Origin of the sequence: Oerskovia enterophila, assembly GCF_044748475.1 — a bacterium.
GTDB lineage: Bacteria > Actinomycetota > Actinomycetes > Actinomycetales > Cellulomonadaceae > Oerskovia > Oerskovia enterophila.
In genome coordinates, this window is sequence record NZ_JBIVFZ010000003.1 from 240,823 (window position 1) to 262,055 (window position 21,233).

Consider the following 21,233-nt stretch of genomic DNA (forward strand, 5'->3'; position numbering starts at 1 on the left):
GGGACCAGCGTACGTGGCTCCGGGCACGGCGCCCGCCCCCCGTCGCTCACGATCCGTCCGCACGACCCCCACCACCACGATGCGGCGCCTCACCGGTTCCACGTCCCAGGACGCCTAGACTTCCCACGTGGCAACTGTGACGACTGATCCGTTCGTCGGCCGCCTGGTCGACGGGCGGTACGAGGTCGTGTCCAAGATCGCCCGTGGCGGCATGGCCACGGTGTACCTGGCGCTGGACCGACGACTCGACCGCGAGGTCGCGCTCAAGGTCATGCACCCCCACCTGGCCGAGGGCTCGGACGGCGCGGAGTTCGTCTCGCGCTTCCGGCGCGAGGCGCGGGCCGCGGCGGGCCTGACCCACGCGGGCGTGGTCGCCGTCTACGACCAGGGGATCGACGGCGAGACCAGCTACCTGACCATGGAGTACGTACCGGGCACGACGCTCCGCCACGTCCTGCAGGACGAGCGCGTGCTGGCCGTGGGCCGCACCCTCGAGCTGCTCGAGGAGATCCTGGACGCCCTGGCCGCGGCCCACCGCAAGGGCCTGGTCCACCGCGACGTCAAGCCGGAGAACGTCCTGATCGACGCGTCCGGGCACGTCAAGGTCGCGGACTTCGGTCTCGCGCGTGCCGTGACGGAGGCCGCGTCGACCGCGACCAGCACCATCCTCGGCACAGTCGCCTACCTCGGCCCCGAGCTGATCACGTCGGGCCGCTGCGACGCACGGACGGACGTGTACGCGGTCGGTGTCATGGCCTACGAGATGCTCACGGGCCGCCTCCCCTACACGGGCGAGACCCCGCTGCAGGTCGCCTTCCAGCACGTCAACTCCGACGTGCCGCCACCCTCCGACGTCGAACCATGGCTCCCCGCCGAGCTCGACGTGCTGGTCTGCGCCCTCGCGGCGCGCACACCCGACGACCGGCCGGTCGACGCCGGGGCGGCCCTGACCCTGGTGCGCCAGACCCGGGCAGCGCTCGACCCGGCCGTCCTCGACCGGCGATCGGTCTCCGCGAGCAGCGGCACGGCAGGCACGGCAGGCACGGACCGAAAGAGCCCGGACTCCGGCGCGACGGCGGTGCTGGCCTCGGTCGCCGCGGTGGGGGCCGCGACCGCCGGCGCGTCTCGCGCCGCCCTGGACAGGCAGGCCGGCTCCCTCGCGCCCGCCCAGCCCGACTCGACCCCCACGACCGTCCTCACAGACATCGGGCCCGCGTCGACCGCTCACCTGGTCACGACGTCGGCCCAGGGCGACGGCGTGCAGCACACGCTCGCGATGTCGCGCGGCGACCTGGCGGTCGACGGCCCCGACGACGGCACCCCCTCACCCCGGTCACGCCGTCGGCGTGCCGGCTGGTGGTGGTTCGTGGTCGTCCTGTTCCTCGCCGGGGCCGCTGTCGGCGCGTCCTGGTGGTTCCTCAGCGGCCCGGGCGCCTACACGGCCGTCCCCGGGAACCTGGTGGGCGCGACGCAGGCCGAGGCCGAGACGACGCTCCGGGCGGTCGACCTGCGCAGCACGGTCAAGGAGGCCTACGACGACAGCTTCCCGGCCGGCACGGTGATCTCGACCGATCCCCCCGCGGGCGGCAAGGTCCGCAAGGACGGTGCCGTGAACCTGCTGGTCTCGCTCGGGGTCAAGATGCTCGACGTCCCGACCGGGCTCGTCGGGACCACGGCTGACTCGGCGACCGCTGCCCTCGAGGCCGCGGGCTTCGAGGTCGGCGACCCGGTCGAGGACTACAGCGACAACATGCCCGCGGGCGACGTGCTCGCCGTCTCGGTGCCCGAGGGCAGCTCGCAGCCCCACAGCACCGTCGTCCAGCTGACGGTCTCCCAGGGGCCTGCCCCCGTGACGGTCCCGCAGGTCGTGGGGCTCGAGAAGGAGGCCGCGCTCAAGGCCCTCACCGACCTCGGCCTCGACCCGAGCTCGACCGACGACTACTCCGAGACGGTCGCCGCGGGGCTCGTCATCAGCCAGACCCCCGAGAACGGGAGCGAGGGTCACCGCGGTGACAAGGTCGCGCTCGTCGTCTCGCTCGGCCCACCGCTCGTCGAGATCCCCAACACCTACGGGCGCAACGTCACCGAGGCCGAGAAGATGCTCACGGACGCGGGCTTCGTCGTCGAGGTGCGCCACCCGCAGGGCATCAGCCCGCTCAACATCGTCTACGCCCAGTCACCCGAGGGCGGGGCCGGGAAGACCGCGCCCAAGGGGTCGACGGTCGTCGTCAACGTCTTCTGACGTGCTCGGTCTTCTGATCGGCTCGGTCTCCGGACCCTGCTCGGTCTTCTGACCCCGGCTCGGCCACCTGGCCGTTCGCGAGCCCCCTCCGGGCCCCTCGACCTCGCACACTCCCTCTCCCCCGGCACGAGACAGCCCGACGGCGGCGCACCTGCGGGTGCGCCGCCGTCGGGCTGCGTGGGTCTTCCCGGGCCTCGGGCCCGGTCGTGAGCGGACGCCGGCTCAGCGCGCCTGGAGCATCTCCGCGACCTGGAAGGCCATCTCGAGCGACTGCTGGTGGTTCAGGCGCGGGTCCACGAGGGTCTCGTAACGCAGGGCCAGCCCCGCGTCGTCGATCTCCTCGCTGCCGCCCAGCACCTCGGTCACGTCGTCGCCCGTGAGCTCGACGTGCAGTCCGCCGGGCACCGTGCCGAGCGAGCGATGGACCTCGAAGAAGCCGCGGACCTCGTCCAGGACGTCCTCGAGGCGGCGCGTCTTGTACCCGCTGTCCGAGGTGATGGTGTTGCCGTGCATGGGGTCCGTGACCCACGTGACGGGGGCGCCGGACTCGCGCACGGCCTCGACGAGCGCGGGCAGCGCGTCGCGGATCCGACCCGCTCCCATGCGCGTGATGAACGTCAGCCGGCCCGGGATCGCGTCCGGGTTGAGCTTGTCGATCAGGCGCAGCGCGTCGTCGGGAGCCGTGGCGGGACCGAGCTTGACCCCGATCGGGTTGGCCACGCGCGACAGGAAGTCCACGTGCGCGCCGTCGAGCTGGCGCGTGCGCTCACCGATCCACAGGAAGTGCCCCGAGGTGTCGTACGCGTTGCCCGAGCGCGAGTCGATGCGCGTGAGCGAGCGCTCGTAGTCGAGGATGAGCGCCTCGTGGCTCACGAAGAACTCGACCGTGCGCAGCGCGTCGAAGTCGACCCCGCACGCCTTCATGAAGCGGATCGCACGGTCGATCTCCGCGGCCGTGCTCTCGTAGCGCGCGTATGCGGGGTTGCGCATGAAGCCGCGGTTCCACTCGTGCACCTGTCGCAGGTCGGCGAAACCGCCACCCGTGAACGCCCGAACCACGTTGAGGGTCGCCGACGAGATCCGGTAGGCCTGCATGAGCCGCTCGGGGTCCGGGACGCGGTCCTCGGTCGTGAAGGCGTGCCCGTTGACCATGTCGCCGCGGTACGCGGGCAGCGTGACCCCCTCGCGCGTCTCGTCGTTCGAGCTGCGCGGCTTGGCGTACTGCCCCGCGAGCCGACCCATCTTCACGATAGGCATGCTCGCGCCGTGCGTCAGGATCACGGCCATCTGCAGGATGGTGCGGACCTTGTTGCGGATGCGCAGGGCGTTGGCGTCCGCGAACGTCTCGGCGCAGTCACCGCCCTGCAGGAGGAAGGCCTCACCCCGGCCCGCGGCGGCGAGCCGCGAGCGCAGGGTGTCGGCCTCCGAGGGGACCACGAGCGGCGCGGAGGCCGCGAGCCGCGCGGACACGTCCGCGAGGGCCGCGGCGTCGGGCCACGTGGGTTGCTGCTGCGCGACGAGGGAACGGAACGCGTCCAGTCCCTGGGTGATCTCCGCGCCGGTCGTGGTCGCCATCAGCGGATCAGTGCGCCGTGGGAGCAGCGGGCACGAGCGGCTGGCCGATCTCGCCCAGCAGGTCGCCGAACCACGGCTGGGAGACGTCGAACGCCTTGCCGCCCGCGATGCGCGGGAACTCGATCGCGCGCAGGCGGTCGCCGTTCTCCTCGTCGTGGCCGATCACGCCCGACTCGCCCTTGAACGCGCAGTCCACGGCGAGGTCCGTCATCGACTTGATGAGGCGCAGGTCCTCGGCGTTCGCGGCCGCGGCGCGCGAGTAGTAGCCCGACTTCTGGACCATGGTCTTCTCGGCGCCGAGCTTCTCCGCGAACTGCTTGGCGAACCAGGCACCCGGGTTGATGGTGTCGAGCTTGACGTGGCCGAACGGGTCGCGCTCGACCGTCTCGCCCGACGCCTCGAGCTGCGCGACGATCTCGTTCATGCCCGCGCCCTCGGACAGGAAGATGTTGACGTTGCCGACCTCGTCCATGACGGTGCGCAGACGCGCGGCCTCGGCCTCGATGTCGAGCGCGAGCTCGGGGACGAACACCGCGTGGATGTCCCACCGCTCCTTGGTCAGGCCGATGCCCGGGACCCACTCCTGCGTGTCGAGCCACTTGCGGTACTCGGCGGCCGAGGCGGCGGTCAGCCAGCCGCAGTGACGGCCCATGACCTCGTGCACGATCAGCATGCGCGGGCCCGAGCGGTGCTCGCCGATGATGTTGCGCGCGAAGCCCGCGGCCTCCTCGGCGGCGGTCCACGCACCGAGCGACTGACGGATCGGGATCACGTCGTTGTCGATCGTCTTGGGCAGGCCCACGACCGTGAGCTCGTAGTCGTTCTCGTGCAGGTAGGCCGCGAGGTCCGCCGCGGTCGTGTTGGTGTCGTCGCCACCGATGGTGTGCAGGACGTCGACGCCGTCGGCCTTGAGCTGCTCCGCGGCGACCTGCAGCGGGTCCTGGCCCTCCTGGACGAGGCCGCGCTTGACGCAGTCCTTCGCGTTGGTGAGCTTGACGCGCGAGTTGCCGATCGGCGAGCCACCGAAGCGGTGCAGGATGCCCGCGTTCTTCCGGGTCTCCTCGTCGACGACGATCTTGTTGCCGGTCAGCAGGCCGTGGTAGCCGTGCTGGTAGGCGATGATCTCGACCTCGGGGGCGAGCTCGGTGTAGCGCTCGATCAGACCGCCCACGGCGGAGGACAGGCACGGGGCGAAACCACCGGCCGTCAGGAGTGCGACGCGACGAACCTGCCGACGATCAGACATAGCAAAGGAGCCTCTCGTTGAAGGATGCCGCCGTGCCTGCGTCGATCGACGCCGGGGATCCCCCGGGGCAGCGGGACGGCCTGCTCCCTCAGTCTACTGACGGCGCGGGGTCCTCCTGCGGCGGTTCCGGCACCTGGACGTCCGGGACCGGCCTGCCGCCCGGCGCTGCGGGCGAGGCCGGCGGTGTGGTAGCGGCGGGTCCGGCCGCGAGGCGCGCCTTGGCCGTCGCGGCGTAGATGTCCACGTACTCCTGGCCCGACAGGCTCATGATCGCGTACATGATCTCGTCCGCGACGGCGCGCAGGATGAAGCGGTCGTTCTCCATGCCCTTGTAGCGGCTGAAGTCGAGCGGCTCGCCGATCACGATCCCGATCCGCATGGGCTTGGGGATCACCTTGCCGATGGGCTGGGCGATGTTGGTGCCGATCATCGCGACCGGGACGACGGGCGCGCCGGACTCGAGCGCGAGGCGGGCCACGCCGGTCTTGCCGCGGTACAGGCGCCCGTCGGGGCTGCGCGTGCCCTCGGGGTAGATGCCGAACAGCTCGCCGTCGCCCAGGACCCGCAGGCCCGTGTTGAGCGCGGCCTCGCTGGCCTTGCCGCCCGCACGGTCGACGGGGATGGTGCCCACGCCCCGCATGAACCCGGCCGTCAGACGCCCTTTGACGCCTTTGCCCGTGAAGTAGTCGGACTTCCCGAGGAACTGGACCTTGCGGTTCAGCACGAGGGGCAGGATGAAGGAGTCGATGACCGCGAGGTGGTTGCTCGCGAGGATCGCTCCGCCCTCGTCGGGGACGTTGTCGACGCCGCGCGTCCACGGACGGTACAGCAGCCGGAGCAGGGGGCCGACCATCACCTGCTTCATGAACCAGTAGAACAACGTTCCTCCTTGGAGCACCCCGCGAACACGGGCTGCGGTTCCGACTCTAGAGTGAACCCCATGGCCGCACCGAATGCAGGACCGCAGGACGAGAACGACGGGAAGGACGACGCGATCGAGCCGACCGACGACCAGCCGACCACGCCGAAGGACGACCTCCCCGACGTCGAGGCCCGCTGGGCCGACATCGTGGCGGACCTCTCGGACGTCTCGGCCGCGGCGGAGTCGGCCGTCGCCGAGGCGGGTCCCGGCCCGTCCGGGCCCGACGCGCGCCCCTCGGCCCCGCGCGACCTGCACGAGACGTTCCCGGTCGCGCCCTGGGTCCAGGGCCCGGCCGGCCCCCGGGACTGGCCGGCCACGCCCGAGGTCGAGGACCTCGAGGAGGCCGAGAGCCACTTCACTCCCCCGGACCCGGACATCGGCATGGGCCGCGACCCGCTGCTCACCATGGCCTGGGGCCTGGTCGCCGGCATCCCGATCCTCCTGCTCGTCGGGATGGTCGTGCTCCGCCCGTTCCCGACGATCGTGGCCCAGGTCGCGGGCGGCCTGTTCCTGGTCGGGCTCGCGGTGCTCGTGTGGCGCATGCCCCACCGCCGTGAGGACGACCGTGCGGGGCCGGGCGCCGTCGTCTGACGATCCGCGCCCCGCACGCACCGCGGCAGGGGTCCGGGCGGCGCCGGGTCGTGCCCTCCCGTGCCCGACGACGTCGCGCGCCCCGGGTGCGCTGCGCACCCGGGCGGGACGACCGACCGGCCATCTTCCCTGACAGGACGGCCGACCGAGCAGCCCGACGGCCCACGACCTCGTGCAGAGGTCGTGGGCCGTTCCCGTGACAGAGGCGATGCGACTAGCTGCGAGCGAGGTCCGCGGCGCCGACGATGCCGGCCTCGTTGCCCTGCTGGGCGAGGTCGATCTGCGCCTCGGGGCGGTGCCCACGAGCCGAGAGCTGGTCGGCGAACGCCTTGCGCACCGGCTGGAGCAGCAGGTCGCCGGCTGCGCCGACGCCACCGCCGATGACGATCAGCTCGGGGTCGAGCAGCGCCGTGACCGAGGCTGCACCCTCGCCGATCCACCGGCCGAGGGTTGCGAGCAGCTCGATCGCGAGCTCGTCGCCGTCCTGCGCGGCCTGCGTGATCTGGGGGCCGTTGAGCTTGGAGGCGTCGCCGCCCGCGAGCTCGAGCAGCGCGGCAGCCCGGTCCGGCTGGGCGATGAGCGCGGCCTGGCCGTCGCGCACGAGCGCGCTGCCCGACGCGTACTGCTCCCAGCAGCCCTCGTGGCCGCACCCGCAGTAGTGCCCGCCGGGCACGACGCGCATGTGCCCGACCTCGGCCGCCACACCCCAGCGACCGCGCACGAGCTTGCGGTCGACGATGATCGCGCCGCCCAGCCCCGTGCCGACCGTGAGCATGAGCATGTCCGAGGCGTCGCGTCCCGCGCCGAACTGGAACTCGGCCCAGCCCGCGGCGTTGGCGTCGTTCTCGACGACGATCTTCACGTCGTCGTCGCCGATCAGCGCGCGGACCTTGTCGGCCAGCGGGTACTCGCGCCACGCGATGTTGGGGGCGAAGAGGACCGACGTGCGGTCGGGGCTCACGAAGCCGGCTGCGGCCAGGCCCATGGCCTCGACCTCGAACTCCTTGGACAGCTCGGCGTACACGTCGGCGACCGCTGCGTCGATGCTCGCGACGTCGTCGGGCTCGGTGTCGCGACGCGTCTGCGCAAGGATCTTGCCGTTCTCGTCGACCACACCCGCGGCGATCTTCGTTCCGCCGATGTCGACTCCGATGGCATGCATGTCAGGTCCTCACTCACGTAGCGGTCTGGAACTCACAGGATGGGAACACCCGCCGGTAACGGTTGTGCACCGCCTCGGCATCGGTTCTGCGTACGTCCGTCGGCTCCGATCGTCGGTCGATCCCGGCGTTCGCCCAGGTACGGCCTGAAATCTTGCGCAACAGCGCACAGCACCATGAAGAGTACCGACTCGGAGGCGGTCAACGACACTTCCGACCTGTGGGTAGTGTTCTCACACCGTCGACTTCTGCCACTGGAGCCAGCATGGACGAGTTCAGCGCACCGCGCATCATCGATGTCGATCCCCTCGACAACCTCAACGACCTCTTCGCCAGCCGTGTCGCGGCCGGGCCCGACCAGCCGATGGTCGAGGTCAAGAGCGGGCCGGGCGCCCCCTGGAAGACACTGACCGCACGGGAGGTCGACGCCGACGTCGTCTCCGTCGCCAAGGGCCTCGTGGCCCTGGGCATCCAGCCCGGCGAGCACGTCGGCATCATGTCCCGCACCCGCTACGAGTGGACCCTGCTCGACTGGGCCACGTGGGCCGCGGGAGCGGTGCCCGTGCCGCTCTACGAGACCTCGAGCGCCGAGCAGGTCCAGTGGATCCTCTCGGACGCGGGGGTCAGGCTGCTGGTGGTCGAGTCCCCCGCGCACGCCGCCACGGTCGAGGAGGTCCGGGCACAGGCGCCCGAGCTGGGCCAGGTGTTCGTGATCGACGACGGCGGGATCGCCGCGCTCAAGGAGGCGGGCAAGGACGTCAGCGACGACGAGATCGCCCGCCGTCGCGGCCTCGCGAACCTCGCGGACGTCGCGACCATCATCTACACCTCGGGCACCACGGGACGGCCCAAGGGCGCCGAGCTCACGCACGAGAACTTCTACTCGCTGACCGTCAACGCCGTGAAGGCGCTGCCCGAGGTCTTCGCCGAGGCGAACGGTCGCACGCTGCTGTTCATGCCCCTGGCGCACGTGTTCGCGCGCTTCATCGGCGTGCTCGTCGTGGCGGGCGGCACGGTCCTCGGGCACACCCCGGACACCAAGACCCTCCTCGAGGACCTGGGCGAGTTCAAGCCGACGTACATCCTCTCGGTCCCTCGCGTGTTCGAGAAGGTCTACAACTCCTCGGAGCAGAAGGCCGCCGCCGGTGGCAAGGTCAAGATCTTCCACTGGGCCGCCGCGACCGCGATCGCCTACTCCCGCGCCCTGGACGACCCCAAGGGCCCGGGCATCGGTCTCAAGCTCCAGCACAAGGTCGCCGACGCGCTCGTCTACAAGAAGCTGCGCGCGGCGCTCGGCGGGCAGACCAAGTGGGCCGTCTCGGGCGGCGCCCCGCTCGGCGAGCGGCTCGGACACTTCTACCGCGGCATCGGCGTGCGCATCCTCGAGGGCTACGGCCTGACCGAGACCACCGCGCCGACGTCGGTGAACCGTCCGACCGCGACCAAGATCGGCACCGTCGGGCCCCAGCTCCCGGGCTGCGGGGCCAGGATCGCCGAGGACGGCGAGATCCTCCTCAAGGGCCACCACGTGTTCCGCGGGTACCACAACAACCCGCAGGCCACGCAGGACGCGTTCGTCGACGGCTGGTTCCGCACGGGCGACCTGGGCTCGCTCGACGCCGACGGGTTCCTGCGCATCACGGGCCGCAAGAAGGAGATCATCGTGACCGCCGGCGGCAAGAACGTCGCCCCGGCCGTGCTCGAGGACCGCATCCGTGCGCACGCCCTTGTCAGCCAGTGCGTGGTCGTCGGGGACGGGCAGCCGTTCATCGGCGCGCTCATGACGATCGATCCCGAGGGCCTGCCCGGGTGGCTCGCGATGCACGGCAAGGAGCCCATGACCGTCGAGGCCGCGGCGATCGACGTCGACGTCCTCGCAGCGCTCGACACCGCCGTGGACCGCGCCAACAAGGCCGTCTCGCGCGCCGAGTCCATCCGCAAGTTCACGATCCTGACGACGGACTTCACGGTCGAGAACGGCTACCTGACGCCCTCGCTCAAGGTCAAGCGCAACGTCGTGCTCCAGGACTTCTCGGTCGAGGTCGACGCGATCTACGCGGGTGCTGCCGCCCACTGATCCGCACGGAGAGCGCACAGCAGGACGGCCGGTCCCCACGAGGGGGGCCGGCCGTCCTGCTGTCCGCGGTCCCCGCTCTCAGAGCCGCGCGAGCCGCGCGACGAGCGCGGGCGACCCGATCGCCACGGCCCCCATGGCCTGGACGTCGTCCGCGACCTCCCGGTCGCTCGTGACGACCGCGACGGGCCGGCCTTCCGGCTCGGCCGCGACGAGCCGGCGGATCAGGTGGTCGGCGATCTCGCCCGACGTGAACAGCACGCGTACCCCGCGGGTGCTCGCGGGCGGCAGGTGGCCCAGGTCCTGGCCGTCGAAGCAGCACGTGACCTCGGCCCCCGTGCGCGACGCGACGCGCACGAGCCCGTCCACGAGACGGCGGCGCTGCTGCGCGAGGGTCAGCGCACCGAAGCCGGTCTTGGTCACGTTGTACCCGTCGACGATCAGGTGCATCTGGGGGACGGCCAGGACGTCGTCGAGCAGCGCGGGATCGTCCCCGGCACGCCCGCGCGACCCGGGCCGGGTGCGGCCGGGGACCCCCGGGGCACCTGCGCTGTCCGCGGGAGCGACGGTGTCGGCCGGGCGGAGCGTGGTCGGCGGGATCCCGAGCTCGCGACGGAGCCCGACGGCCGCGTCCACGACCGTCTCCAGCAGGAGCCGGGCGCGCGCGTTGGCCAGCTCGGCACCGGTGTGCGTGAGCGTGCGCGCCTCGTCCCGGGCCGCGTGCGCCCGGTCGAGCGCGACCGACGCCTCGCGCCGCTCGTCGGCGGCCCGGGCCGCGAGCGCCTCGGCAGCCTCGGTGCGCGCGGCAGCCTCGGCGAGCGCTGACCGCGCCTCGGCGCGGGCACGGTCGGCGTCCGAGCGGAGCTTGCGCTCCTGCCGACGCAGGGTCGCGATCTCGGCCCGCGCCTCCTCGAGCGCTGCGCGGTCCGCCGCCGCTGCCTCCTGGGCCGCGGCGAGCTCCGCGACGGCCCGGTCGCGCTCCCCCGCGGCGCGCTCGGCCTCCAGCGCGCGGCGCTGCGCCTCGGCCTGCGCCTCGAGGGCCTCGGCCGCGCGGGCCAGGTGGGCCTCCCAGCCGTCGGGTCGCAGGAGGAACGCGCCGACGGCCAGCTCCACGAGGTCGCTCGCGGCCCGCGCTCCCTCGCCCTCCCCCTGCCCGACGGCGGAGCCCCCGTCCCGCGCGGGAGCCGTACCTGTCGTCGTGCTCGAGTCGTCCGACGTGGGGGTGGGGACCAGGGCCTCCGCCGCCTCGGGCGCGGCGTCGCCGCGCGCCCCGCCTCCCGCGCCCGCCGCGCCCTGGGCGGCGTCGCCTGCCGCCGACGTGCCGCCGTCGGGCCGGAGGGCTCGCGCCTCCCGCGGGTGCGCGGTGCTCCACGCGGCCGCGACCGCGTGCCGGAACGACGCACTGGTCTCGAGCGCCTGCCACAGCGGCGCCGCGCCCGACACCGCGCGCCGGCGTGGCGCGAACGTGCGGACCCTGCGCAGGGGCACCGGGACGGTCGACGGCTCCCAGGTGCCCAGGACACGCGCGGAGAGCTCGAGGAGCTGGGTGCGGACGACGGAGGGGACGACGAGCGGGTCGGGCGGCGCGTCGTCCGACCGATGCGGTGTGTCCTTCTTGTCCCGACTCGTCCCATCCATGGGTCCACACTACGGGCAGCGATCATGCATCGCGCGGACGGACGTGTCAGTGCCCGCGGCTACCTTCACCCCATGTCGTCCACGACCGTCCCCACCCGGGACGCACCACGCCGACCGCCCGCGCCGGGCGGGACCCGGTTGCTCTCGGTCCACGCCTTCACGCCCACGGCGGTCGAGGGAGCCGCTCCGGTCCAGCTCGGGCTCGACGAGCTCGGTACGCCCCTGCAGGACGTGACCTTCGTGGTCGTGGACCTCGAGACGACGGGCGGCTCGCCCGCCTCGGCCGGGATCACGGAGATCGGGGCGGTCAAGGTCCGCGGCGGCGAGGTGCTCGGCGAGTTCCAGACCCTCGTCAACCCCGGTACCCCGGTCCCCGCGTTCATCGCGCGCCTCACGGGGATCACCACGGGGATGGTCGCGACCGCCCCACCCATCGAGGCCGTGCTGCCCAGCTTCCTGGAGTTCTCCCGCGGCGCGGTGCTCGTCGCGCACAACGCGCCGTTCGACATCGGCTTCCTCAAGGCCGCCGCCCGGGACGCGGGCTACGAGTGGCCGGGCAACCAGGTCCTCGACACCGTGCCGCTCGCGCGACGCGTCGTGACCCGCGACGAGGCCCCCAACCACAAGCTCTCGACCCTGGCCTCGCTCTTCCACGCGACCGTGACCCCCGAGCACCGCGCGCTGGCCGACGCGCGCGCGACGGTCGACGTGCTGCACGCGCTGCTCGAACGCATGGCGCCGTTCGGGGTCACGCACCTCGAGGACCTCGCGACCGCGACCGACCCGGTCCCGGCCGACGTCCGGCGCAAGCGCACGCTCGCCGACGGACTACCCGACGGGCCAGGTGTCTACATGTTCCGTGGTCCCGGCGAGGAGGTCCTCTACGTGGGCACCTCGACGTCGATCAGGCGCCGGGTGCGCAGCTACTTCACGGCCGCGGAGAAGCGTGGCCGCATGACCGAGATGGTCCGGATCGCCCACGCCGTCACGCCGGTCGAGTGCGCCACGGTGCTCGAGGCCCAGGTGCGCGAGCTCCGGCTGATCGCCGAGCACTCGCCGCGCTACAACCGTCGGTCCAAGTTCCCCGAACGCATGAGCTGGGTCCGTCTGACGAGCGAGCACCACCCCCGCCTGTCGATCGTCCAGGACGTGCGCGCGGACGCCGCGCACATCGGTCCGTACTCGTCGCGGCGCCAGGCACAGCTCGCGATCGACGCCCTGCACGACGCCCTCCCCGTGCGCCAGTGCACCTCGCGGCTCCCGCTGCTGCCCGCCCGGGGGGCGAGCGCGTGCGCCCTCGCCGAGATGGGACGCTGCGGCGCTCCGTGCACCACCGCGCAGGAGCCGCAGGGCTACCCGGCCGTGGCGGGGCGCGCACGGGCGACCATGCTCACCGACCCGGCCGACGTCGTCGAGCACCTGACCGCGCGCATCGCCGAGCTCGCCGCGACCGAGCGCTACGAGCAGGCCGCCGACGTCACCTCCCGGCTCGAGGCCTTCCTCCTGGGCGCCGGGCGCGCCCAACGGCTCCACCCGCTCGCGGCGTGCGCCCAGCTCGTCGCTGCCCGCCCCGTCGAGGGCTCCCGCTGGGAGATCGTGGTCGTGCGGCACGCGCGGCTCGCCGCCACGGGCCTCTCCCCCTCCGGCGCCGACCCCTGGCCGACGATCGACGCGCTCGTCGCGACAGCCGAGGACGTCCCGGCCCCCGTGGCGCCCGCGCCCGCGTGCCACCCCCACGAGGCCGACCTGGTCCTGGGATGGCTCGAGCAGCCAGGGGTCCGGCTCGTCGACGTCAGCCACCCGCTCGCGTGGCCCGTCCGCTCGGCCCGCGCCTTCGCGGACGGCACCCGCACCGCGCAGCGCGTCGCCCACCACGGCAGGGCTAGATTGGGCAGCGGTTCCCCGACCGGCGAACCACGTGCCACGGACCCGACGGAGGACCCATGCTGACCGCGATCGTGCTGATCGACACCGAACCGAACCTCATCCCGGAGGTCGCCTCGCACGTCGCCTCGCTCAAGGGTGTCAGCGAGGTCTACTCGGTGACCGGCAAGGCGGACCTCGTCGCGATGGTGCGCGTCAACGAGCACGACGACCTCGCCGACGTGATCGCCGACAAGATCAGCAAGGTGCACGGCGTGCTGCGCACCGAGACGTTCATCGCGTTCCGCGCGTACTCCGACGTGGACCTCGAGCAGGCGTTCGCCCTCGGCCTGGACGACTGACCCGCGCAGGTCGAGGCGGACCGGGCAGGGCGCCGCACCACGAGCCGGCGCGCGGCGCCGCACAGGCAGCTCCGGTCCTGACGAACCGCTGGAACCCCGGTGGGGCGGCCCTCGCAGGCCGCCCCACCGGTACGTGTCAGCGCGACGACGCGGCGACCCAGCGGTCGAGAGCGGCCGCGGCCGCCCCCGAGTCGATGCTCGTGGCGGCGTGCTGCATGCCGGCCGCGAGGCGCTCGACGAGGGTTCCCTCCGCGGTCCCCGGCAGGCTCGCGTCCGCCACGAGCGCGGCTGCTGCGTTGAGCAGGACCGTCTCTCGCGCGGGGCCCGGGTCGCCCGCGAAGACGCGCCGGGCGACCTCGGCGTTGAACACCGCGTCGGCCCCGCGCAGGTCCTCGACCGTGATCCGCTGGAGACCGAGGTCGCGGGCCGCGTCGAGCGAGTGGACGGTCACCGCCCCGTCGCGCACCTCCCAGATCGTCGAGGTGCCCGTCGCCGCCAGCTCGTCGAGGCCGTCGTCGCCGCGGAAGACGATCGCCGACGCACCACGGGACGCGAAGACCCCCGCGACGAGCGGCGCCATGCGCTCGTCGGCCACCCCGATCGCGGCGGCGCGAGGCTGCGCCGGGTTCGTGAGCGGCCCCAGGAAGTTGAAGGCGGTCGGTACGCCGAGCTCCTTGCGAGCGACCGCCGAGTGCCGGAACGAGGGGTGGAAGACCTGCGCGAAGCAGAACGTGATGCCGACCTCGTCGACGATCTGGGCCACGCGCTCGGGTGCCTGGTCCAGCCGGATGCCCAGGACCTCGAGCACGTCCGCCGACCCCGACGAGGACGACGCGGCACGGTTGCCGTGCTTGACGACGCGCACCCCGGTCCCGGCGATGACCACGGCGGCCATCGTCGAGACGTTGACCGTGTGCGCACGATCGCCCCCCGTCCCCACGATGTCGACCGAGGGGCCCGCGACCTGGAAACGCGTGGCGTGCGCGAGCATCGAGTCCGCGAGGCCCCGCAGCTCACCGACCGTCTCGCCCTTGGACCGCAGAGCGATCAGGAACGCTCCGAGGCGGACGGGGCTGACCTCGCCCGTCATCACCCTGTCCATGGCCCATGCGGTCTGCGCGGCGCTCAGGTCATGGCCGGCGATGAGCTCCGTGAGGAGCCCGGGCCACGTCGGCTCCGGCTGCTCGGACACCAGGACGGTGGCCGTCGGCGTGGGGTCGGAGGAAGCGTGTGCCGGGTTGCCCGGGGTCGTGGTCACAGGACCTGCCCTTCATGAGGTCATTCGATCAGCGAGACGATCGCCCGCTGCAGCTCGATCGCGTCGAAGGGCCGAGGAACGGCATCGTCGGCGAGCGACCACGATGCTAGCCAACCGTCCTGGGGCCTGCCCGTGAGGACCAGAACGGGAGGGCACTCGTAGATCTCGTTCTTGAGCTGACGGGACAGCCCCATGCCCCCGGCCTTGTCGGCCTCGCCGTCGAGCACGAGGAGGTCCCAGCCGCCCGCGTCGGCCGCGGCGACGACCGCAGGAGCGGTCGCGACCTCCTTCCAGACGATGTCAGGAGCACCGACCCGGACCCGACGCCCGACCGCCATCCGGACCTGCTCGCGGACGGTCGCGTCGTCGCTGTAGAGCAGGATGCGGGGAGCGCGCGCCTCACGGGGCGCGGTGGTCGGCTCGACGGCCGTCCCCTGGGCCGACAGCGCGCTGCCGGGGGACGTGGTCGTCGTGCCGCTCGTGGTCGACGTCATCGTCGCCTCCATCTCGTTCGGGTCTCACGTGGTCCCGACCGGTGCCGGCCGGGTCTGGTGGCACCACGCCCGCGGTGCACGGTCGCCGACCGGCACCTGCTCGACGGGCACAGCGCTCCCCGGCATCTTGGCACGTCGGGTCCCGCCACGGCACCCCCCGCACCGGCCGCGACCGTCCCACGTCCGCCCACCGGACAGGGCAGCGCCCGCGACCGGCATCGTCGCGAGGGCGAGACGACCGTCGAGGCGCCTCGCGTGCCGTCGGGAGCGTCGGTCATTGTCGTCGTTTCATGGCAATTCCCAGCGCACCGTCAGGAAATTCCCTGGGCCGCACTCTTCGCAGAACGCCCGGAATGACGCCCTTTCATGGCACTTCAACGCGATCCGTCACGAAGTGCAGGGCTTGGTGGGGAGATCTGGAGACTTTGTGAGATTCGCCGCGCGCCACCCCCCGGTTCGATGGCCCAAATCGCTCCGACGTCGGCCATAATGGCTGGTGTGTCGACCGCAACGGCTGCCCCCCACGCCCACCAGCACGTGAGCGTCAACCGACCGAACCCAGTTTCGGTCGGGACGATCGTGTGGCTGGCCAGCGAGCTCATGTTCTTCGCTGGACTGTTCGCTATGTACTTCACCGCACGCTCGGTGATCCCGGCAGAGGAGTGGGCTTCTCAGACCGAGAAGCTCAACATCCCCTTCGCCGTGATCAACACGTCGGTGCTGGTCCTGTCCTCCGTGACCTGCCAGCTCGGAGTCCTCGCGGCGGAGCGCTTCCAGCCCGTCCGCACCGGATCGATCTTCCAGGTCAACCGGTGGGGGATGAACGAGTGGATCACGCTCACGTACATCATGGGTTCGTTCTTCATCGGTGGTCAGATCTACGAGTACGCCGAGCTCGTGCACGAGGGACTCACCATCTCGTCGCACCCCTACGGCTCGGTCTTCTTCATGGCCACGGGCTTCCACGGCATCCACGTCGTCGGTGGTCTGATCGCCTTCCTGTTCCTTCTCGGCCGGTCCTTCTCCGCCAAGAACTTCGGGCACCACGAGGCCACGACCGGCATCGTGACGTCCTACTACTGGCACTTCGTCGACGTCGTGTGGATCGCGCTGTTCTTCGTGATCTACATCCTCCGTTGACGCGGTGACGCCCGCGGCACCGATGCCCGGACAACCACACCTGCCCCCTGCACCCCCCACTTGCGAGACGAGGATCATTTCGTGAAGGCACTCGCCGCCCGCAGACACCACCGCTTCGCTCCGGTCGTGCTGCTGCTGCTGGCGCTGCTGGTCACCGGCGGCGTCTACGCCGCCTTTGCCCCGAGTCCAGCCAGCGCTGACACCGCCAGCACTGAGGACATCGAGACTGGCCAGAAGCTTTTCCAGGCGAACTGCGCCACCTGCCACGGCCCGAACGCGGAGGGCTCGGACACCGTTCCGTCCCTCGTCGGCGTCGGTGCGGCCGCTGTCGACTTCCAGGTGTCGACCGGTCGTATGCCCATGCAGATGGAGGGCCCTCAGGCCATCCAGAAGCCGCGCCAGTTCGACGACGAGCAGACTGCGCAGCTCGCTGCGTACATCGCGTCCCTGGGCGCCGGCCCGGCGATCCCGACCGACGAGCAGATCGACGCCTCGCTCGGCGACCCCGCGAACGGCGCGGCCGTCTTCCGCACCAACTGCGCGATGTGCCACAACGCCGTCGGCGCGGGCGGTGCTCTCTCGGAGGGCAAGTTCGCCCCTGCGCTGTGGGACACCTCCGAGCGCAACATCTACCAGGCCATGCTGACCGGCCCGCAGTCCATGCCGGTCTTCAACGACATGAACATCACGCCCGACGAGAAGCGCGACGTCATCGCGTTCCTCGTCGACCAGCGCCAGGGTTCTGCCGGTGGACTTGACCTCGGCTCTCTCGGCCCCGTCAGCGAGGGCCTCTGGGCGTGGATCGTCGGGCTCGGCCTGCTGATCGGCGCCGCTGTGTGGATCGGAGCGAAGTCGTCGTGAGCGACAACCAGAACTCGACGGACCTGACGAAGCAGGGCGGGCAGGAGCTCGACCGCTTCCAGGATCCGGGTATCCCGGCTCACAAGAGCCGGATGGCAGACCGTGACCCCCAGGCCGCCAAGCGTGCCGAGATGCAGGTCGTGATCCTCTTCACGATCTCGATCATCGGCACCATCGGCATGCTGGTCGCCTTCTTCGCCCTGCCGGAGGACACCTCCATCGCCGGCATCCGTACGGCGAACCTCATCATCGGGCTCGGCCTGGCCTTCGCGCTGCTCGGCATCGGTCTCGCGGCCGTGCACTGGGCCAAGACGCTCATGTCGGACCACGAGCACGTCGACGAGCGCCACGCGCAGCGCAGCTCGGACGCAGTCCGTGCCGAGGCCGTGCAGGCCCTGACCGAGGGCGCTGAGGACTCGGGCATCGCCCGCCGTGGCGTGCTCAAGGGCGCGGTCGTGACGGCCCTCGCGCTGTTCCCCCTCGCGATCGCTGTTCCCCTCGTGGCAGAGGTGGGTGGAGACTGGAACGTCAGCAAGTTCCGTCACACCCTCTGGAAGCCCAAGATGCGCCTCGCGCTCGACCCGTCGGGCCGCCCGATCAAGGCCGAGGACGTCACGATCGGCAGCGCCTTCCACGTGATCCCGGACGTGCCCGAGGAGGTGCGCAACTCCCACGAGTGGATCTCGGAGAAGGCCAAGGCGATCGTCCTGATGGTCCGCCTCGACCCGCGTGACCTCAAGGAGGCGCCCGACCGCAAGGACTGGTCCTACGACGGCATCGTCGCGTACTCCAAGGTCTGCACCCACGTCGGCTGCCCCGTCGCGCTCTACGAGCAGCAGACGCACCACCTGCTGTGCCCGTGCCACCAGTCGACCTTCGACGTCGCGGACGGCGCCAAGGTCGTCTTCGGCCCGGCCAAGAGGCCGCTCCCGCAGCTGCCGATCACCGTTGACGACGAGGGCTACCTGGTTGCGCAGAGCGACTTCCACGAGCCCGTCGGACCGAGCTACTGGGAGCGCCTGAAGTGAGCACCAGCACCGCGGGACCCGCTGAAGCGACCGCAGACTACCTGGACCAGCGGACCGGCATCGCCGGGGCCGTGAAGGAGTTCGCCCGGAAGGTCTTCCCCGACCACTGGTCGTTCCTCCTGGGCGAGATCGCCCTCTACTCGTTCGTCGTCCTGATCATCTCGGGATTCTTCCTGACGATGTTCTTCGTGCCGAGCATGGGCCTGGTCACGTACCACGGTGAGCCGGCGACCATGAACGGCGTGCTCATGTCCGAGGCCTTCGCCTCGACGCTGCACACCTCGTTCGAGGTGCGCGGCGGCCTGCTCATGCGCCAGATCCACCACTGGTCGGCGCTGCTGTTCATGGCCGCGATCGTGACCCACATGATGCGCGTGTTCTTCACCGGCGCGTTCCGCAAGCCCCGCGAGCTCAACTGGATGGTCGGGTTCCTCCTGATGATCATGGGGCTCGCCGCGGGCTTCACGGGCTACTCGCTCCCGGACGACGTCCTGTCCGGCAACGGCCTGCGCATCACCGACGGCGTGGTCAAGTCGATCCCGGTCATCGGGTCGTACATGTCCTACTTCATCTTCGGTGGCGAGTTCCCGGGCGAGCACATCATCCCGAGGCTCTTCACGCTCCACATCCTCGTGGTCCCGGGCCTCATCCTGGCGCTCGTCGCGCTCCACCTGTTCTTCGTCGTGCTGCACAAGCACACGCAGTACCCGGGTGGCGGCCGCACCAACGGCAACGTCGTGGGCTTCCCGCTCTTCCCCGTGTACGTCGCCAAGGCCGGTGGCTTCTTCTTCGTGGTGTTCGGCGTCATCGCCGCCATGGGCGCCACGATGGCCATCAACAACGTGTGGAACTACGGGCCGTACGACCCCTCCCCCGTCTCGGCGGGCGCCCAGCCCGACTGGTACATGCTCTTCCTCGAGGGTTCGCTACGACTCATGCCGGGGCAGACCGAGTACGTGATCGCGGGCTACACGCTCTCGCTCAACATCCTCATCCCGGCGGTCGTGATCCCGGGCCTGCTGTTCACGTTCCTCGCGGTCTACCCGTTCCTCGAGGCCGCGGTGACCAAGGACAAGCGCGAGCACCACGTGCTCGACCGCCCGCGCAACGTCCCGGTCCGCACCGGGCTCGGTGTCGCGTTCCTGACGGCGTTCATCATCCTGGCCCTGGCGGGGTCGAACGACCTCATCGCGACGCACTTCCACCTGTCGATCAACGCGATCACCTGGGTGTTCCGGGTCCTGCTCTTCGTCGGTCCGGTGATCGCCTTCTGGATCACCAAGCGCATCTGCCTCGGGCTCCAGCGCAAGGACCGCGAGCTCGTCCTGCACGGGCACGAGACCGGCCGCATCGTGCGCTTCGCGCACGGCGAGTACATCGAGGTCCACCGTCCGCTCGACGAGCAGGAGCGCTGGCTCCGTGTGAACTACACGGCCCACGCCCCGCTCGAGATCGACCCGGCGACCGACTCGCGCGGTGTCCGCCGCAAGCGCTACAAGAAGGACCGTCGACTCCAGCGTCTGTCGCAGTTCTTCTACGAGGACCGGGTCGAGCCCGTGACCCCGTCCGAGCTCGCGGCATCGCACTCGCACGGAGAGCACGACGCCCTGGGCGCCGCGGACACGACGCACGCCGTCGAGTCCGGGTCGGCCGTGGGTGGCGGCAGCCACATCGTCAGCCCTGACGACACCGGGGCCGGCAGCACCAAGCACTGACCCGCTCCCCGCGGGGCACCAGAAGACCCGTGAGATTGTCTCGGCCTCGGCCGGAACAATCTCACGGGTCTTCTGCGTTCCACCGGTGTCGCGTTCGATCGCATTTGCCGCTCTCGAGCGCGTTCGTCAAAGATGTCGCTCCTCTCCGGCGCGGCACACGATCCAGGAGGCAATCCGGCATGGCTGTCTACACCCTTCCCGAGCTGTCGTACGACTACGGCGCACTCGAGCCCCACATCTCCGGCCGCATCATGGAGCTGCACCACTCCAAGCACCACCAGGCCTACGTGACCGGCGCCAACACCGCGCTCGACAAGCTCGCCGAGGCCCGCGACTCGGGCGACCTGGCCGCGGTCAACCTCCACGAGAAGAACCTCGCGTTCAACCTCGGCGGCCACGTCAACCACTCCGCGTTCTGGACCAACCTCTCTCCCGAGGGCGGCGGCGAGCCCACGGGCGACATCGCCGCAGCCATCGACGAGGACTTCGGCTCGTTCGAGAAGTTCAAGAAGCACTTCGCCGCGGTCGCCGCAGGCGTCCAGGGCTCGGGCTGGGCCATCCTCGCCTGGGACACCCTCGGCAAGAAGCTCATCATCGTCCAGCTCTACGACCAGCAGGGCAACATCGCCCTGGGCCTGGTCCCCATCGTCCTGCTGGACGTCTGGGAGCACGCCTACTACCTCGACTACCAGAACGTGCGCGCCGACTACGTCACCGCCTGGTGGAACCTCGTCAACTGGGCCGACGCCGACGCACGCCTCGCACGCGCCCGCACCCAGGGCGAAGGCCTCATCATCCCCGCCTGACCCTCTGCGTCGCCCCACGGGCCGCACAGCCCCCTTCTCGGGGTGCCTGTGCGGCCCGTGCGTCGTCCGGGGACGCCCACGGGGCACCGATCTCCGCGGTGCGCCAGCCGTCGCGGCTCGAACGCCGGACGTGCACACATCGAGGCGTCCCGTCCCGCTCGTCGCCGCCCAGAGTCAGCAGACCGGGACGGCGCGCGCACCGGTCAGGGCCGACGACGAGGCGCGCTCTCCTGCCGGCCTGGAAGGCTGCGACGCCGG

Annotated in this window: 17 protein-coding genes; 10 read left to right on the forward strand and 7 right to left on the reverse strand. The window is 71.4% G+C overall.

What is annotated here, in order from left to right:
- The first annotated feature begins 127 nt into the window (after positions 1-127).
- A complete protein-coding gene (pknB, locus tag ACIPWA_RS10450; RefSeq protein WP_400289984.1) occupies positions 128-2,242 on the forward strand; it encodes a Stk1 family PASTA domain-containing Ser/Thr kinase in 2,115 nt (704 codons plus the stop codon).
- Positions 2,243-2,464: 222 nt separating this feature from the next.
- Here pknB and ACIPWA_RS10455 read toward each other — a convergent pair whose 3' ends face one another.
- From ACIPWA_RS10455 to ACIPWA_RS10465, 3 genes are all read right to left on the reverse strand, one after another.
- The gene (locus tag ACIPWA_RS10455) at positions 2,465-3,817 is read right to left on the reverse strand and encodes a class II 3-deoxy-7-phosphoheptulonate synthase (protein ID WP_400289986.1); all 1,353 of its coding nucleotides are present in this window, start codon (positions 3,815-3,817) and stop codon (positions 2,465-2,467) included.
- A 7-nt stretch (positions 3,818-3,824) separates the two neighbouring features.
- Positions 3,825-5,063, reverse strand: coding sequence for a pyrophosphate--fructose-6-phosphate 1-phosphotransferase (locus ACIPWA_RS10460; RefSeq protein WP_056650236.1), 1,239 nt, complete (start codon positions 5,061-5,063; stop codon positions 3,825-3,827).
- A gap of 88 nt (positions 5,064-5,151) precedes the next feature.
- Positions 5,152-5,943: a lysophospholipid acyltransferase family protein gene (locus tag ACIPWA_RS10465; protein ID WP_231907543.1), complete on the reverse strand. Its 792-nt coding sequence runs from the start codon at positions 5,941-5,943 to the stop codon at positions 5,152-5,154.
- A 60-nt stretch (positions 5,944-6,003) separates the two neighbouring features.
- Between ACIPWA_RS10465 and ACIPWA_RS10470 the strand changes: the two genes are divergently transcribed.
- Complete coding sequence (locus ACIPWA_RS10470; protein ID WP_056650239.1) at positions 6,004-6,576, forward strand: hypothetical protein; 573 nt, start codon at positions 6,004-6,006, stop codon at positions 6,574-6,576.
- Between the two features lie 214 nt (positions 6,577-6,790).
- On the opposite strand, the gene ACIPWA_RS10475 is transcribed toward ACIPWA_RS10470, so the two are convergent.
- Complete coding sequence (locus ACIPWA_RS10475; protein WP_056650244.1) at positions 6,791-7,738, reverse strand: ROK family glucokinase; 948 nt, start codon at positions 7,736-7,738, stop codon at positions 6,791-6,793.
- Positions 7,739-8,001: 263 nt separating this feature from the next.
- On the opposite strand from ACIPWA_RS10475, the gene ACIPWA_RS10480 reads away from it, so the two are divergent.
- Positions 8,002-9,813 carry an AMP-dependent synthetase/ligase gene (locus tag ACIPWA_RS10480; protein WP_056650247.1) on the forward strand — a complete coding sequence of 604 codons (1,812 nt, stop codon included), beginning with the start codon at positions 8,002-8,004 and terminating at the stop codon, positions 9,811-9,813.
- 78 nt (positions 9,814-9,891) lie between these two features.
- On the opposite strand, the gene ACIPWA_RS10485 is transcribed toward ACIPWA_RS10480, so the two are convergent.
- Complete coding sequence (locus ACIPWA_RS10485; protein WP_400289993.1) at positions 9,892-11,448, reverse strand: NYN domain-containing protein; 1,557 nt, start codon at positions 11,446-11,448, stop codon at positions 9,892-9,894.
- 72 nt (positions 11,449-11,520) lie between these two features.
- On the opposite strand from ACIPWA_RS10485, the gene ACIPWA_RS10490 reads away from it, so the two are divergent.
- Both ACIPWA_RS10490 and ACIPWA_RS10495 read left to right on the forward strand, forming a co-directional pair.
- Positions 11,521-13,398 carry a DEDD exonuclease domain-containing protein gene (locus tag ACIPWA_RS10490; RefSeq protein ID WP_400289994.1) on the forward strand — a complete coding sequence of 626 codons (1,878 nt, stop codon included), beginning with the start codon at positions 11,521-11,523 and terminating at the stop codon, positions 13,396-13,398.
- On the forward strand, positions 13,392-13,673 hold the full coding sequence (locus tag ACIPWA_RS10495) for an Lrp/AsnC family transcriptional regulator (protein WP_056650255.1): 282 nt from the start codon (positions 13,392-13,394) through the stop codon (positions 13,671-13,673). Before ACIPWA_RS10490 ends, ACIPWA_RS10495 begins: the two co-directional genes overlap by 7 nt.
- A 136-nt stretch (positions 13,674-13,809) precedes the next feature.
- Here the strand turns inward: ACIPWA_RS10495 and trpD are convergent, their stop codons facing one another.
- A complete protein-coding gene (gene trpD / locus ACIPWA_RS10500; RefSeq protein ID WP_068706698.1) occupies positions 13,810-14,865 on the reverse strand; it encodes an anthranilate phosphoribosyltransferase in 1,056 nt (351 codons plus the stop codon).
- A gap of 86 nt (positions 14,866-14,951) precedes the next feature.
- On the reverse strand, positions 14,952-15,425 hold the full coding sequence (locus ACIPWA_RS10505) for a hypothetical protein (RefSeq protein WP_231907549.1): 474 nt from the start codon (positions 15,423-15,425) through the stop codon (positions 14,952-14,954).
- Positions 15,426-15,914: 489 nt separating this feature from the next.
- On the opposite strand from ACIPWA_RS10505, the gene ctaE reads away from it, so the two are divergent.
- The 5 genes from ctaE (at position 15,915) to ACIPWA_RS10530 (ending at position 20,975) form a co-directional block, all read left to right on the forward strand.
- The gene (gene ctaE / locus ACIPWA_RS10510; RefSeq protein WP_082608858.1) at positions 15,915-16,565 is read left to right on the forward strand and encodes an aa3-type cytochrome oxidase subunit III; all 651 of its coding nucleotides are present in this window, start codon (positions 15,915-15,917) and stop codon (positions 16,563-16,565) included.
- A gap of 81 nt (positions 16,566-16,646) precedes the next feature.
- Positions 16,647-17,426 carry a cytochrome bc1 complex diheme cytochrome c subunit gene (gene qcrC, locus ACIPWA_RS10515; RefSeq protein WP_056650262.1) on the forward strand — a complete coding sequence of 260 codons (780 nt, stop codon included), beginning with the start codon at positions 16,647-16,649 and terminating at the stop codon, positions 17,424-17,426.
- Positions 17,423-18,454: a cytochrome bc1 complex Rieske iron-sulfur subunit gene (qcrA, locus tag ACIPWA_RS10520; protein ID WP_056650265.1), complete on the forward strand. Its 1,032-nt coding sequence runs from the start codon at positions 17,423-17,425 to the stop codon at positions 18,452-18,454. Before qcrC ends, qcrA begins: the two co-directional genes overlap by 4 nt.
- The gene (gene qcrB, locus ACIPWA_RS10525) at positions 18,451-20,169 is read left to right on the forward strand and encodes a cytochrome bc1 complex cytochrome b subunit (RefSeq protein ID WP_056650267.1); all 1,719 of its coding nucleotides are present in this window, start codon (positions 18,451-18,453) and stop codon (positions 20,167-20,169) included. The genes qcrA and qcrB overlap by 4 nt, the downstream gene beginning before the upstream one ends.
- A gap of 179 nt (positions 20,170-20,348) precedes the next feature.
- Positions 20,349-20,975, forward strand: a complete 627-nt coding sequence (locus ACIPWA_RS10530; protein WP_068706694.1) for a superoxide dismutase — start codon at positions 20,349-20,351, stop codon at positions 20,973-20,975.
- The last annotated feature ends 258 nt before the right edge of the window (positions 20,976-21,233 follow it).

Coding starts and splice junctions, on each gene's coding strand:
- ACIPWA_RS10485 (WP_400289993.1), bottom strand. CDS start 11,448: ATGGATGGGACGAGTCGGGACAAGAAGGACACACCGCATCGGTCGGAC.
- ctaE (WP_082608858.1), top strand. CDS start 15,915: ATGGCTGGTGTGTCGACCGCAACGGCTGCCCCCCACGCCCACCAGCAC.
- ACIPWA_RS10475 (WP_056650244.1), bottom strand. CDS start 7,738: ATGCATGCCATCGGAGTCGACATCGGCGGAACGAAGATCGCCGCGGGT.
- ACIPWA_RS10455 (WP_400289986.1), bottom strand. CDS start 3,817: ATGGCGACCACGACCGGCGCGGAGATCACCCAGGGACTGGACGCGTTC.
- ACIPWA_RS10495 (WP_056650255.1), top strand. CDS start 13,392: ATGCTGACCGCGATCGTGCTGATCGACACCGAACCGAACCTCATCCCG.
- ACIPWA_RS10460 (WP_056650236.1), bottom strand. CDS start 5,063: ATGTCTGATCGTCGGCAGGTTCGTCGCGTCGCACTCCTGACGGCCGGT.
- ACIPWA_RS10530 (WP_068706694.1), top strand. CDS start 20,349: ATGGCTGTCTACACCCTTCCCGAGCTGTCGTACGACTACGGCGCACTC.
- ACIPWA_RS10505 (WP_231907549.1), bottom strand. CDS start 15,425: ATGACGTCGACCACGAGCGGCACGACGACCACGTCCCCCGGCAGCGCG.
- ACIPWA_RS10490 (WP_400289994.1), top strand. CDS start 11,521: ATGTCGTCCACGACCGTCCCCACCCGGGACGCACCACGCCGACCGCCC.
- ACIPWA_RS10480 (WP_056650247.1), top strand. CDS start 8,002: ATGGACGAGTTCAGCGCACCGCGCATCATCGATGTCGATCCCCTCGAC.
- ACIPWA_RS10470 (WP_056650239.1), top strand. CDS start 6,004: ATGGCCGCACCGAATGCAGGACCGCAGGACGAGAACGACGGGAAGGAC.